Source organism: Candidatus Methylomirabilota bacterium (assembly GCA_036005065.1).
Lineage (GTDB): Bacteria > Methylomirabilota > Methylomirabilia > Rokubacteriales > DASRDR01 > DASYQW01.
In genome coordinates, this window is the sequence record DASYQW010000193.1 from 1 (window position 1) to 14,111 (window position 14,111).

Genomic DNA, 14,111 nt, shown 5'->3' on the forward strand with positions numbered 1-14,111 from the left:
CCGGATCGCCGGCGAGAGGTTCGGACTCCTGGCGGGACTCTACGTCGCCCTCCCGCCGATCTTCCTCAGCTACGTCCAGCTCTCGTCTCACGGGGAGAACGTCGCCCTCACGTTCGGGACCGTCGTCCTCGCGGCCGGGACAGCCCTGCTGGACGGCCGCACGACGTCGCGGGCCCGGGCGGTGGCGTGGGCGATCCTCGGGCTGGCGGGCGGTCTCGGCTGGTGGGGCACCCAGATGATGGGGATGTTCCTGGTGGCCGCGGCGCTCGCCCTCGTGGTGGCCCGTCCGCGGGTGCTGCGCGAGCCGGGCCCGTATGTCGCCCTCGGGCTGTTCGCCCTCGCCGGGCTGCCGTTCTGGGTCTGGAACGTCCAGCACGAGTGGTCGACGTTCTGGCATCTCCTGACGTGGGGCGACAATGGGTCCCCCGAGCTCTCGACGCGCATCGGCAACGTGGCGGGCGCCCTGGTCGCGACGCTGCGCGACTACTACTGGGACGGGCACGCCGTGAAGCTGCCGGCCCCGGTGTCGCGCGTGGGGGCTGCGGTGGTCGTGCTGGTCTACCTGCCGGCCGTGCTGCTCGCCGCCGGCCACGTCGGGACCTGGGCGTGGCGCCTCTGGCGGCGCCAGCGTCCGTGGCAGGAGCCCCTCGACCTGGTCGTCCTCGCCTTCTGGCTGACGGTGGCCGCGCACCTGGCGACCTGGTTCGGGACCTCCGGCGTGCTGCGTTACTCGATGACCTTCTACGCGACGCTGCCCGTGCTCTGCGCCGTCCTGCTCGCCCGGGTCGCCCGGCTGGGGCGGCTCGGGGGCGCGGTGGCCGTCGCGCTCGCGCTCCTGCTGCTCGGCTACGACGCCCTCACCCACGTCTACTTCGTCAGGGACGCGGAAGGGATGCCGCGCCGTCCGGTGGACGCCGCCATCGCCCGGCTCGAGGCCCTGGGGATCCGCGCCTGCTACGCCGACAGCCGGATCGCGCAGGTCATCGCGTTCGAGTCTCGGGAGCGCGTGGTCTGCGCCGACTACGAGGGCTACCGGAACTTTGCCTTCCTGCAGGCCGTCGACGCGGTGGAGGATCCCGGCGCGGTCGCCATCGTGACCCACCGCGTGCTCCGCGGGCCCGAGCCCGACGCGATGGCGCAGTCGCTCCGGCTCCTGGGCGCGGAGGTCGAGCGGGAGGAGGTCGGCGAGTACGTCATCTTCCACCACGCCCGGCCTCCGGACCCGCGCATCCGGCCGATCCCGCCCACCCGGTGGTCGGCCCGAACGTCCTGGGAGGCCGACGCGGCTCGTTTCGCGTTCGACCGACAGATCTGGACCCGGTGGACCGCCCGGAAGGCGGGACCCGAGTGGTTCGAGCTGGACCTCGGGGCGGTTCACCGGCTGGCCCAGGTCACGCTGGCGACCGGCCCCTTCCCGGGGGACGCCCCGGTCGGACTGCGGGTCGAGACCTCGCCGGACGGCCGCGTGTGGGACATCGCGGGGGAAGCCCCCGACCTGGTGTCGGGCCTGCACTGGTGGAAGGGGCACCCGCGCGTGGACGGGGGTGGCCGCGTGATCGTCCGGATGGTGCCGCGCCCGGCCCGCTACGTCCGCTTCACGCAGACAGGGCGGGATCGCCCCGGGGTTCTCTGGAGCCTCTCGGAGCTCTTCGCCTATGAGATCGCCGATGCGGCCTGGGAGCCGCCGCCGGCGGCCCGGGCGGCCTACCGGGAGGCGCAGGCCGAGGTCGCCCGCTGGATGGACGACCCGGGCGGCCCGCACCCGAAGCGGGCGCCCGTCACCTACGAGCATCGCCGGGCCCAGGTCCGCTGGGCGGCCGCCTTCGCCGCGGCCGATCGCGCCCTCGCCCAGGTGCCCGAGTGGGAGGACGCCTACCATCTCTACGCGAGGATCCTCGACCTCTCCGGGTGGTCGGGCGTTCCCGAGGTCGCGCTGGCGCAGGCGCGAGCCGACGGGGCCTGGCCCGAGGTGCTTCGCTGGGTCGACCTGGCCGGCGTCTACACCCCCGGCTTCTGGCGCTCGGGGTGGGGGGAGGCGCGCGTGGAGGCGCTGGCGAGGCTCGGGCGTGACGCCGAGACCGAGGCCGCCCGGGCGGCCGCGTCGCGCGCCGAGGCTGATCGGCGGCCCGCCCGGCCGATCCAGGTCCGCTTCGGCAGCGTGCTGGAGTTCACCGGCGCCGACTTTCCCGCTGCGGTCCATCCCGGCGAGCGGGTCGTCGTGCGCTACTCCTGGCGCGTGCTCGACCGCATGCGCGGAGACTACACGGCGTTCGTCCACCTTCATGGCCCGGGCCGGCGGTTCGGCCACGATCACCGGATGGGCGCGGATTATGGCACGTCGCGATGGGCGGCCGGCGAGCGCACGCAGGAGACCCTCACGCTCCGCATCCCGCCCGACGCGCCGCCCGGGCCCTACTCCGTCACCGTCGGCGTGTGGCTCGCCTGGTCGGGGAAGAAGCTGCGGGTGACCGAGGCGGACGTGCCCTACAAGCGGTACGAGGCCAGCGTGGCGACGCTGAGGGTCGTTCCGTCCCGATGACCCGGGGGTGGCGCGGAGCCCTGACCCTTTCCGCGGCCTTTTACGCGGGCTTCGCGGCGGGCGTCGCCATGGCGACCTGGCCGCTCGTCCTCGGCCTGGCGACCCTGTGGCCGCCCCACCACGACGCACGCGTCTTCACCTGGGTCATGGCGTCGCAGGGCCGGCGGCTTCTCACGGACCCTCTCGCCCTCTTCCACGGCAACGCCTTCTACCCGAACGGGGAAAGCCTCGCCTACACCGAGGTTCTGCTTCCCCCGACGCTCCTCGGGCTTCCGGGATTCCTGTGGGGCAACCCCGTCCTCACCTACAATCTCCTCGTCCTCGCCCTGTGGCCGTTGAACGGCGTGGCCATGGCCTGGGTGGCCTATGCGCTCACGGGCTCGCGCTCCGCCGGGTGGCTGGCCGGGGCGGTGTTCTGCCTTTCCCCGTACTTCACCGAGTACTATCTCGAGTTCCAGATGCTCCTCGCCGCCGCCCTGCCCATCGCGCTCTTCGCCTGGGTGCGCTGGCTGGAGACCCAGGAGTCCCGCTGGCTCCTGCTCGCGCTGGGGGCGCTCCTGGTCCAGGGCCTCACGACCTGGTACTACGCGATCATCCTGGGGCTCGCCCTCGCCGCGCTCGCGGGCGGCTTCCTCTGTCTCCGCTGGCACGGCTGGCAGTGGCGGCGCGTCCTCCCGGCGCTGGCCCTCGGGGGGCTCGCGACCGGCGCCATCCTCCTGCCGTTCGCGCTCCCCTATCTCGCCATTCACCGGGAATTCGGCTTCGAGCGAGGCCTGACCGAAACGGCGGAGCACTACGCCGACCTCGCGACCTTCGTCGAGCCCGGCCGGCGGAGCCTCTTCTACCATTACGTGCTGACGGGTCACGTCGCGGAGACGTCGGCCTTCGCGGGGTTCACCGTGCTGGCCCTCGCGATCGGGAGCCTCGTCTGGGCAGGTCGGGATCACCGCCCGGGTGGCCGCGCCGCCTGGCTGGGCCGCGCTCTCCTGGTGATCCTCGGGCTGACGATCGTCGCCTTCGGCTGGGCCGTCGCGCTCCATCCGGGCGGGGGCCGCCCGGGATCGCTGCGGGTCGCCGTGCTCCTGGACGTCATCGTGGTCCTGGCCTTTGCATTGCTCGCGCTCCGGGGATGGGCGATGCGCGGCGCGCCGCGCGCGCTCACGCGTGGCGACTGGACACGCCTCCTCCTCGCCTTCACGGTCGTCTTCGCGATTCTGGCGCTCGGGCCGGTCGTCCACTTCGGCCGCCGGCCGCTCGGCCCCGGGCCGTACGTCGCGTTCTACGACGTCCTGCTGCCATTGCGCGCCATCCGGGTCACGGCCCGCTTCGCCGTCATCTACGTGGCCGGCGTGGCGCTCCTGGCCGCGCTCGGTCTCGCCGCGGTAGAGGAGCGCCTGCGCGCCCGTCCGGGATGGCGGCGGCTCGCCGTGGCCGCGGTGTTCGTGGCCGTGGCCGCGGAATACGCCGTCGCCCCCGCCGCCTATCTACACGAGACCGTCGCGCCCCGGCCCGTCGACGCGCTGCTTCGCGCCGACCCCGAGGACGTGGCGGTGCTCGAGTGGCCGCTCAACGTGCGGATGGCCGATGCCGACGCCATGGTCCGCTCGCTGTGGCACCGGAAGCTCCTGGTCAACGGGCTGTCGGGCTTCATGCCGCCCGACGTCCGGGATCTGTCGACGCTGCTCTCGACGCCCGGATCGCCGTTCCCGCTCCCGGAAGCGCAAGCGGCCCTCCGGCGCATCTACCCGCTCCGATACCTCGTCGTCCGGCTGGGGGACGACAATCTTCCGCCGATCGGACGGCCGTCCTGGCTGGCCCTCCGGCAGATTCAGCCGCCGCTCCTCAGATTCCGTGGGACCTTCGGGAGTGAGGACCTGTACGAGATCGTCCCGCTTCCGGAGCAGGCCGTGACGCTGGAGCGCCGGGTCTCGTACGATGTCCTCCGGCGCCATTCCCGGCTGGAGCTCGCCCTCCGGCCGCGGGCCACGGGGCCGGACCTCGAGCAGTGGACCACCGTGTCGCTCGACGGGCGGCCGGTCGAGCGCCTGCCGCTCGACCACGGGACCCGCGCCACCCTGAGCCTCGGGCGGGCCTCCTCGCTCGCCGTGCCCAACGTCATCACCCTCGAGTACGGATACCGGCGCCCCCTGGCCGCGCTCGATGACGTGCGCTACCGGATCGGGACGACCGGGGTGACCGCGCCGGGCGACATCCGCGTCCTGAGCGCCGGGCAGCCGGACGTCGCCTCCGGAGCCCACGAAGAAGCCGGCTCTGTGCAGCTCAACGGGGTGGAGCTCGCGCCGCGGAGCCGGGGGTACAACATGGTCGCGCTCGACACCGAGGGCCGCGTGGTGGCGGCGGCCGCCTTCGACACCTTCTTTCGGCTCGAGGCGCCCGGACAGCTGGCCTCGTGGATCGCCGCGCTCCCGGCGGGCGTCATCGTGGCGGGCGCCGTCCGGGACGAGGCATCGGGCCGGCTCACGGAGGAGGCCGTGGCGGCGCTCCGGGCGCTCGGGGTCACCGGAGACCTCCGCGGCCGCTTCCGGGAGGCTCACGGATTCGTCGGCGTGAAAGGCGCCGCACCGGGGACGGCCTTCGAGGCACTCGGCCCGGCGCCGGTGGAGCTCCGGGTCGGCCGGGTCGAGCTGGTGACAGGCCGGCCAGAGACCCGGCTCGGCTTCGAGCTGACCGAGTTCGCGCTGAGGTGACGCCTCAGCGCGGGGCCACGGCCAGCCGGTCGAAGAAGACGCCCGCGTCGCCCAGGTAGCCGACGGGGAACTCCAGCACCATCGGGACCGGCAACACGAAGTCCAGGCCGACCTCGCGGTACCGGCCGGGGCGCAGCTCGGTGCCGTCTACCGTCCGCGCCGCCAGCAGTCGCCCCTGCGGCTCGGTCACGGCGAGCCGGAGGAGCGGCCCGCGGGTCTCGCGGTCCGCCCGCGCGAAGAGGGTCACGCGGTAGCGCCCGGCGGGATACAGCCGGGCGGGCCCGCTCACGAGGTCGGTCCGGAAGCTCTCGACCGGGTCGGCGTAACCGGCCCAGCCGCCCGAGGCCGCCGGGTCCGCCCGCTCGCCGAGCCTGTGGGGGAGGTCCTCGACCTCGAACCCCCACTCGGGCTGCGGGCGGGCTGCGAAGGCCACCGACACCCAGTCGGCGGCCGCCTCGCCCCGGCCGTTCCAGCGGACGCGGTACTCGACGGGCTGGGCGCGGTCCAGCTCGAACGGGAGCTCCACCTCGTCCCAGGTGGCCCGCGGCTCGACGGGCCGCTCGGCCAGCACCCGTCGGCCCTGATCCACGGTGACCTCGAGCGTGAGCCCGCTGCCGCGCACCCGGAACACGGCCTGGTAGGCGGCCGCGGGCAAGAGGCGGTAGGGGCCGAAGGTCAGGAAGCCGGGGCGATCGATGCCGGGGCGGCCGGCCACGAACCGCCCGCCGGACACCGCCGGGTCGTCGACCACGGCGCCGGTCTCACGCGGCAGAGCTTCGGCTTCGAAGAAGAGGCCGACGGGCGAGGTGACGCGAGGCCGGTCCACCGGAGCCCGATCGGTGACGCGGAAGAGCCACAGGGGGTCCGCGGCGCTTTCCAGCACGAGTCCCGGCGTGGCGCGGAGGTGCGCGAGCGTGTACCCCGTCGGGAAGGGACTGACCTGCGGCGGGAAGAGCGCGCGGTCGAGGACCACGTGCGTCACGCCCAGCCGGCGGAGGAGCGCGTGCTCCGGGAGCCCGAGGTCGCCGACGTTCAGGCCCTGGAGCGGCGCGAACACGTCAGCCACGTACCGGCGCGGCACCATCGGGGAATAGCCGTTCAGCATCGGCACCCGCGTGCGGGTCACCGTGTAGAGGTAGATGGACGACCACGCGCTGTCCCCGGGCCAGAGCGGCAGGTACAGGACCCGCCGCGCCTCCGCGCGGATCGCCGCGTGGACGGCGCTGTCCGGGATCCGGGTGAGCACGATGGGGTGCCAGGGCGCCGTGCCGGCGATGGTGGCGACGAGGAGGGCTGGCGCCGCGTACCGGCGGACCGGCGGCGAGAGGCGGGCGGTCAGCGCGCCGACACCCCAGCCGGCCAGCACCGCGGCGCCCAGGCTCGCCAGCAGGCGGAACTTCTCCGGGTTGCGGATCAGCGTGAAGAGCGGGACCCAGCGATGGAGGGCCTGGTAGAGCGGCAGGCCCGGCAGGGTCGGGCCGACGCCGAGGACGAGGCCGGCGATCAGCAGCGCTCCGTAGAAGAGACGAAGGGCCCGCGCATCGCGCGCCCCCGCGACGAGGCCCAGGAGGGCGAGGCCGATCAGCACCGCGCCCCCGTACGTCGCGGGCACCAGGAGCGCCGCCGGCCCCGGCGAGTGGAGGCGGACTTCCCCGAGGCTCCGGCCGGCCTCGGCGATCGAGCCCAGGAGGAACGTCTGCCGGAGCATCCAGAGCCAGGCTGCGCCCGCGGCGGCGGGCAGCGCGAACGCGACCAGGGGTCCCGGGGGGACGGCGGGGCGTCCGGCCGTCGCCCACCGCAGCGCGACGTAAGCCGGGACGAGGGCGGCCACCAGGTACGTATAGTGCGGCTCGAGGGTCGCGAGCGCGAAGACGGCGGCCCCGGCCGTCGCGCCGCCCGCCAGCGACCCGCGGAGGAGCGCGCGGTCGAGCCCCCACAGCACGAGGGGCGGGAGCGCGGCCGCGAAGCCCGCCGGCTGGCCGCCGAAGAGCGGCTCGAGGCGCGCGGGAACGAGGGCGTAGGCCAGCCCCGCCGCCACCGCGGCGAGCCCATGGCCCGTGTAGCGACGAACCAGGATGTAGGCGCTGAGCCCCGCCAGGGGAAACGAGAGGAGGACGAGGAGGTTGTAGGCGCCGTGCGGACCGAGCGGGCTCAGGAGGGCGAAGGGGACGGCCAGCGGAAGGAAGCTCTGGGGCAGGTTCCAGCGCGGCCCGTCGGTCCGGAACTGGTAAGGGTCCCAGAAGAGCGGCGTCGTCCCGAGGAGCCCGTCGCGGAAGAGCCAGAGCTCGTAGTAGAGCTGCAGCGAGTCGCCCGGCGCCCGGGTGAGGACGGCCCGCTCGCCCGGCGCGTGCGGGATGACGGGGAGCGCGTCTGCCCAGTGGACGGCGAGCGGCCGGGAGACCACGAGCCCGATCGCGAGCAGCAGGATCGCGAGGACGAGGGCCGCCCCGAGCCCCGTGCGCCGCCTCACGGGGGGAGTGGCCCCTCGATCCGAAGGCGATCGAACCAGACCCCCGTGCCGCCGCGGTAGAGGCATGGAAACTCCAGGACCGCCGCCCGCGGGAGCGTGAAGGGGACCGCCAGCTCGACGTATCGTCCGGCGTCGCCGACCTCGGCGCCCAGGAGCTCACGGCCACCGACGATGGAACCGAGCGAGGCCGCCTGGGCGCCACACCACGCGAAGGGCGCGGCGCCGACTCGGTCGAGCTTGACGCGCACCCAGAGCCGATACCGCCCCGCCGGGTAGCCCCGGAGCGGCCCGCTCCAGAGACGGTCGCGCGGGGTCCGCCGCGGGTCGGCGTAGCCGGCCACGCCCTCGCTCGACTCCGGATCGTGCCGCTCCAGCAACTCGTGGCCGAGGGCCTGGACCTCGAAGACGGGCGCGGGGTCGGGTAGATCGGCGAAGGCCCCCGCCACCGAGTCCACGGCGAGCCAGCCAGCGCCTGCCCACTTGACGCGGTATTCCACGCTGGCCGGCTCATCGAGCCGGAACGGGACCGGGACGTCCTCGAAGGTATCTGCCGGATGCACGGTCCGCGTCCCCAGCACCCGCTGGCCGCTTGCCGCGGTCACCTGGAGCTCCGCCGCGCTGCCGTGGCCGCGAAGGCGGAAGACTGCCCGGAACGGGCCCACCGGCAGCATGCGGTAGGGACCGAAGATGACGAATCCCGGGCGATCCCGTCCGGCCCGGGCCAGCACCACGCGGCCGTTGGACGCCTCGGGGTCGATCGTGATGACCCCCGTCTCGCGCGGAAGGGACTCGGCCTCCCAGAAGAGACCCAGCGGGCTGCGGGGAGCGGCGGCGGCGCCGTTCCCCGGCCGCTCGCGGACGCGGAACACCCAGAGCGGGTCACCGTCGGCCGCCGGCGCCAGGAGCTCCAGGAAGCGCGACGTCCGGAGATTCGCGAGCGTGAAGGCGGGCCCGAAGGCGCTCACCTTCATCGGAAAGGCGTCGCGGTCGAAGATGATCTGTCGCACGTGAAGCCGCCGGAGGGTCGCGTACTCGGACTCGCCGACCACGCCGATGTTGAGCGCCTCGAGCGCCCGGTAGACGTCGGTCACGTAGCTGCGCTCGATCCAGGCCGAGTAGCCGTTGAGCATCGGCACCCGCGTGAGCGTGGTCGTGTAGAGATAGATCGCCGAGAAGGAGCTGTCCCCGGGCCAGAGCGGAAGGTAGAGGGCCCGCGCGCCGCCGGTGCGGATCGTCTCGTAGGCGGACCCTGCCGTCGGCAAGAGACTCAGCCCGGCCGGGCGCCACGGGTGGTACTCGGCGGCGATGCCGAGCGCCAGCGCGGCGGCGAGGGCCGTCCGCCCCCACGATCGAGCCGCCTGGCGGCCGAGCGCCTCGACGGCGACCGCGGCCAGGATCGCGAGGGCCAGACTCGCGACCACCTGGAACTTGGCCGGCTGCCGGACGAAGTTCCAGAAGGGCACGAGGTGAAAGGCCGCCTCGAAGAGCGGCACGACCGTGAGCCGCGGGCCCAACGAGAGGGCCCCGCTCAGGACGGCGACAGGCACGAAGGCCCAGAGGATTCGGCGGCGCGGTTCGGGCGGCGTCCGGGCCAGGGCGACCGCCCCGACCAGCGCCAGGGCGACGGGGAGCGCGCCGGGATAGATCGCGCGGTTGGCGGTCGGGTTCACGCGCGTGAAGAGGTCGGCGGTCACCGGCGAAAACAGGAGCACCTCGTGGAGCGAGCGGCCGGCACCCGCCACCGAGCGGGTGAGGAGCGCGCCCCGCAGCGCGAGCAGAAAGCCCGCGCCGGCTCCGGCCCCGGCGCCCGCGACGAGGAGCGGGAGGATCGGCACCCGCCAGAGCGCCCCCGCTCGGAGGAGCCAGCCCGCGTGGATCACGATCGGGAGCGCGAGGGCGACGAGCGCCAGCTTCGCGCCTCTCCCCGCGCCCAGCCCGGCCCCGGCGGTGGCGAGCCAGGGGAGAAGGGCGTGGAGGCTTCGCCGGGCAGCCAGGCGCCCGTCGGGCGCCACGCCGCTGGCGCGGAGCCAGCCCGCCGCGCACTGCCAGACGGTCAGGGCGCCGAGCGCGACGACGAGGCCGATGGCGAGCCGGGCGCCGGCCGGCGGGTCCCACCCCTGTAGGCGCAACAGGGCGAGCGCACCCCACGCGGGCGCCGCCGCGATCGCGAGAGCGAGCACCCAGTGTCCGGGGCCGACCCCCAGGGCATCCCGCGCGAAGCCGGCGAGCCCCACCCGGGCCAGGAGGTAGAGCGGGAGGCCCAGCGCCGCGAAGTAAAAGAAGTGGGGCTCGACGATCGCCAGCGACAGGAGCGCGATCGCGCAGGAGACGCCGCCGGCGACGGAGCCGGCCAGGGCGCCTTCCAGCCCCCACAGCGCGAGCGGGACCAGGAAGTAGGCCAGCCCGGCCGGATGCCCGCCGAGGAGCGCGCCCAGGCGATAGGGCGCGCACGCGAAGACCGCGCCCGCCACCAGCGCCCCCCAGCGGCCGATGCCGTACCGGTGCGCCAGGAGCGCGGCGGCGAGGCCCGCCAGCGGAAACGACAGGAGGACGAGCAGGTTGTAGGCGAGGCGCGGCCCGGGGACCGAGAGTGGAAGGTAGAGGAGGGCCAGCGGCAGGAACGTGTTGGGCAGGTTGAGGCGGGGCCCGTCGGTCGCGAACTGGTACGGGTCGCGGAGCGGCGAGGCGCCCGCGCCCACCCGGTCCCGAACGAGCCAGAGGTAGTAATAGAACTGGAGATAGTCGCCCTGGATCCGCCAGGCGGTCTCGCGCCCCTCCGAGGGGACCGCGGCGAACGGGAGGGCGTCTCCGAGGTGGGCGACCAGCGGGAGCGTGTAGAGGGCGGCGAGGACCAGAAACGCCAGGGCGACGCCGAGCGTCGCGGGGCGTCCGAAGCGCTCGAGGTTACCGGGCGAGCCGGCCGGCGAGCCCAATGTCCCGATAGACCTCGAGGAGGCGCCCCCCCAGCACCGGCCAGCCGAACTCGGCGACGGCCCGTTCCCGCGCAGCCTGGCCGCGGAGCTTGCGCTCGCCGGCGTCCTGGAGAAGTCCGCCACAGGCGTCGGCGAGCGCGGAGACGTCGCCGAGGGGCACGAGGACGCCGGTCTCCCCCAGAATCTCCCGCGCGACCGGTCCATCGTAGGCGATCGTCGGCAAGCCACACGCCATGTAGTTGAGCAGCTTGCCGTTGGCCTCGGTGGTGGAGCGCTTCGGGCTCACCGCGACCTCGCCGAGAGCGAGGTAGCGCGGAGCCTCGTGGTAGGCGATGCCCCCGGTGACCGTGACGGAGCCCTCGATCCCCTGCCGGGCCGCCTCCCGGCGGTAGCGGTCTTCGTTCGGGTAGCCCATCAGGAGGAGGTGCGCGTCCGGGACCGCTCGGACGACCGCCGGCCAGGCGGCGAGGAGGTCGTCGACGCCCTGGTAGGGCGTGAGGACCCCGAGGTAGACGACGACCCGCTTCCCGTCGATTCCGAGCCGGTGCCGGAGGGCGTCGGCCGGGATCCCCGGCCGGAACACTTCCGGGTCGACGCCATCCGGCAGCGGCACGATGCGGCGGGCCGGGACGCCCCACCGTTCGGCGAGCTCGCGGGCGAGCCACGTCGAGGACGCGAGGATCCGGGTCGGCCCGCGGAGGATCGCCCGCTCCAGGCGCCGGACGACGGCGGGAAGCGGACCCCGGGCCGGCAGGGTGCCGTGGTCCACGAGCTCCCCGGTCAGGCTGCCCTGGAGGTCGGCGACCGCTGGACGTCCGATGAGGCGGCCCAAGAGGGACGCCAGCGCGGCGCCCTCGTGGAGGTGGCCGTGGAGGACGTCGGGCCGGAAGCGCCGGGCGGCGCGGGCGGCGGTCAGGAACAGGATGACGTCGAGGTAAGGCTTGTGGATCGAGAAGCCGACCGGGAGCCGGCGCACCCAGCCGAGGCGCGGCGTTCGGGTCGTCGGGACGTCGGGGACGTCCCGGCCGACGTGGTACGTCGCGACGAGGACGTCGACGCCGCGGGCGCGGAGCGTCCGGGTCTCCTCGAAGATCCGGACGTGGCACCCGCGATCGCCGAAGAACGGCGTGGGCGCCAGCATCAGGACGCGCATCATCTTCGGAGGGAGGCTGCCAGCGAGCGAGTCATCGCGGGGGGAGGCAGGCCCGATCCGGTCGCTGAAGAGCGACCGGCCCGGCTTTGCCGGGAGGGCCGTCGGAGGGGGGCTCAGCCCCCCTCCGATTCAGACGCGGACCAGCCTCCGGAGCCACCCGTACGACATCACGTGGTCGGAGATGAACGCCTTGAGGTAATCGGTCGGCACCCCCATCACCTGGTGTCGCCAGATCCGATCACACGAATAGCAGGGGAGATCCTTGGGCACGTCGCCGCGCGCCATCTGGTCGCGGAGCTGGACGAGCCGCGTGTCGTTCCAGATCTCCCGCAGGGGCTTGTCCCGGAGGTCCCCCATGCCGAGCTTTCCGAAGAAATCCTGGGGGCAGGCGGTCACCGTTCCGTCCCAGTAGATCGTCGAGGAGTACCAGAGGAAGGTGCACGGCGTGAACCGGCGGCCGTCGGACAGGAGCGCATCGCGGGAGAGCTCCGGCATGAACACGTCGCCGGCCCAGTTGTGCGGGGTGCGGAGCACGACCCGGTCGAGCGGGAGCCCCGCGAAGTTCGCCAGAAACTGGCGGCGCAGCCGCTTGAGCTCGGCCTTGGGCGGAGCGCCGATCTCCATCACCTGGAGCACCGTGAAGGGCCGCTTCGATCGGAGATCGCGCTTCAGCTCGAGGAACCGCTTGAGGTGGTCGAGCGCCCACTCGAACTTCGCGCCCACGCGATTCTTCTCGTACATCCCCTTCTCGTATCCGTCGAAGGAGCACGACATGAAGTCGAGGCCGGCCTCGATGAGCGCCCGCGCCTTCTTTTCGTTGAGGAGCGTGATGTTCGTGTGGATGCGGGTGTAGAGGCCCCGCTCCCGCGCGTAGGCGACCATCTCGGGGAGCCCGGGGTGCATCGTCGGCTCGCCCCGATGAAAGAGGTTCACGTCGTAGGCATGGTCCGCGACCTGATCGATGATCCGCTTGTAGAGGGCGAGGTCCATGAAGCCGTGGTCTTTCTTCTCGATGTCCCTGTTGGGACAGTAGCCGCAGCGGAGGTTACAGTGGCTGGTGGACTCGATCCAGAGCCGCACGGGGAGCTGAGGAACTCGGCTCCGTCCGGTCTTGTAGGCCCAGTAGATCCGGGCCAGGCGGGCAAAATGCCGGAATTGGCGACGATCCACCCGTTGATTATAGCAGACGGCGCCGTCGGACCCACGCGCCTCGCTTCGCGCGGAGTCCGAGCCCGCGAAAATGGTTCCGACACCCCCTCCGAAACCTCAGAGGTGGCCCTTGGCCCGGAGATAGGCCGCCAGCGCCTCCGGCCACGGCCGCAGCGGGGCGAGGCCGAGAGCCGTGGCGCGCGTGTTCAGGAGCACCGAGTTCGAGGGACGGCGCGCCGGCGCGCCGAAGGCCTCGCTGCTGGTCGGGGCCAGCGCCGGCCGCAGCCCGCACAGCTCGAAGGTCCGGCCGGCGAACTCGAGCCAGGAGCAGGCGCCCTCGTTGGTGAGGTGGTAGATGCCGCCGGGCGGGTCGACCGCGAGCAGGCGGGCCACGCCCTCGGCGAGGTCGGCCGTGTAGGTCGGCGTGAGCACCTGATCGTCGACGACGCGGATGGGCTTTCCCTCGCGGGCGAGCCGCAGCATGGTCTCGACGAAGTTCCCGCCCTTCCCGCTCGAGCCCGCCACGCCGTAGAGGCCCGAGCTGCGAATGACGAGATGCCGCGCGCCCGCGCCTCGCAAGAGGTGCTCGCCGGCCAGCTTGGAGACCCCGTACGCGTTGAGCGGGGCCGGCGGGGCGTCTTCGGCGAACGGGCCGGGGCCGCCCCCGCCGAAGACGTAGTCGGTGCTGAAGTGGACCAGACGGGCGCCCTGGCGCTCGCACACCCGGGCGAGATGGTGGACGGCGACCGCGTTGACGAGGAACGCCGGGCGCGGGTCCGCCTCGATGTCGTCGACGCGGTGAAAGGCGGCGGTGTTGATCACCACGGCCGGGGCGGCGGCGGCGATCGTGCGGGCCACGGCCGCCTGGTCCGTGACGTCGAGCTCGTGGCGCGTGAGGGCCACCAGGGCGGGACCCTCGAGGAGGGCGGCGAGATCGGTGCCGAGCTGGCCGCTCGCTCCCAGCAGGAGAATGGGCTTCATGCCACGCCGCCGCCCACTATATCAGACTGTACCGGAGTAACCCGGCGCCTACGACCGACTGTGCGCTGCATGGAGAAGCCCTCCCACCAAACTGGGGCGGGAGCGCATCGTGCCGCTCCCCCCCCAGACCCCCCCACCACGGGCTGTTCCAGGTTCATCCATCCGGCTGCGCTCCGCG

7 protein-coding genes are annotated in these 14,111 nt (G+C 73.6%); 2 read left to right on the plus strand and 5 right to left on the minus strand.

Going from position 1 to position 14,111, the window contains the following annotated elements; genetic code table 11:
• Together VGW35_13760 and VGW35_13765 are read left to right on the plus strand one after the other, a co-directional pair.
• Window positions 1-2,539: discoidin domain-containing protein (locus VGW35_13760; GenBank protein ID HEV8308722.1), on the plus strand; the 2,539-nt coding region annotated here is incomplete at its 5' end.
• Complete coding sequence (locus VGW35_13765; protein HEV8308723.1) at window positions 2,536-5,247, plus strand: interleukin-like EMT inducer domain-containing protein; 2,712 nt, start codon at window positions 2,536-2,538, stop codon at window positions 5,245-5,247. The genes VGW35_13760 and VGW35_13765, both read left to right, overlap by 4 nt.
• A 4-nt stretch (window positions 5,248-5,251) precedes the next feature.
• On the opposite strand, the gene VGW35_13770 is transcribed toward VGW35_13765, so the two are convergent.
• The 5 genes from VGW35_13770 to rfbD form a co-directional block, all read right to left on the minus strand.
• Window positions 5,252-7,717 (minus strand): hypothetical protein, encoded by a 2,466-nt coding sequence (locus tag VGW35_13770; protein ID HEV8308724.1) that lies wholly within the window; start codon window positions 7,715-7,717, stop codon window positions 5,252-5,254.
• A complete protein-coding gene (locus VGW35_13775; GenBank protein HEV8308725.1) occupies window positions 7,714-10,650 on the minus strand; it encodes a hypothetical protein in 2,937 nt (978 codons plus the stop codon). The genes VGW35_13770 and VGW35_13775 overlap by 4 nt, the downstream gene beginning before the upstream one ends.
• Window positions 10,622-11,791 (minus strand): glycosyltransferase family 4 protein, encoded by a 1,170-nt coding sequence (locus VGW35_13780; GenBank protein ID HEV8308726.1) that lies wholly within the window; start codon window positions 11,789-11,791, stop codon window positions 10,622-10,624. The genes VGW35_13775 and VGW35_13780 overlap by 29 nt, the downstream gene beginning before the upstream one ends.
• 141 nt (window positions 11,792-11,932) lie before the next feature.
• Window positions 11,933-12,973 (minus strand): radical SAM protein, encoded by a 1,041-nt coding sequence (locus VGW35_13785; protein ID HEV8308727.1) that lies wholly within the window; start codon window positions 12,971-12,973, stop codon window positions 11,933-11,935.
• A gap of 96 nt (window positions 12,974-13,069) precedes the next feature.
• Window positions 13,070-13,933, minus strand: coding sequence for a dTDP-4-dehydrorhamnose reductase (gene rfbD, locus VGW35_13790; protein HEV8308728.1), 864 nt, complete (start codon window positions 13,931-13,933; stop codon window positions 13,070-13,072).
• Window positions 13,934-14,111: the final 178 nt, after the last annotated feature.

What these genes read in the sequence shown, in the direction of transcription:
- VGW35_13780 (HEV8308726.1), bottom strand. Translation starts at nt 11,791, where the DNA reads ATGCTGGCGCCCACGCCGTTCTTCGGCGATCGCGGGTGCCACGTCCGG.
- VGW35_13765 (HEV8308723.1), top strand. Translation starts at nt 2,536, where the DNA reads ATGACCCGGGGGTGGCGCGGAGCCCTGACCCTTTCCGCGGCCTTTTAC.
- rfbD (HEV8308728.1), bottom strand. Translation starts at nt 13,933, where the DNA reads ATGAAGCCCATTCTCCTGCTGGGAGCGAGCGGCCAGCTCGGCACCGAT.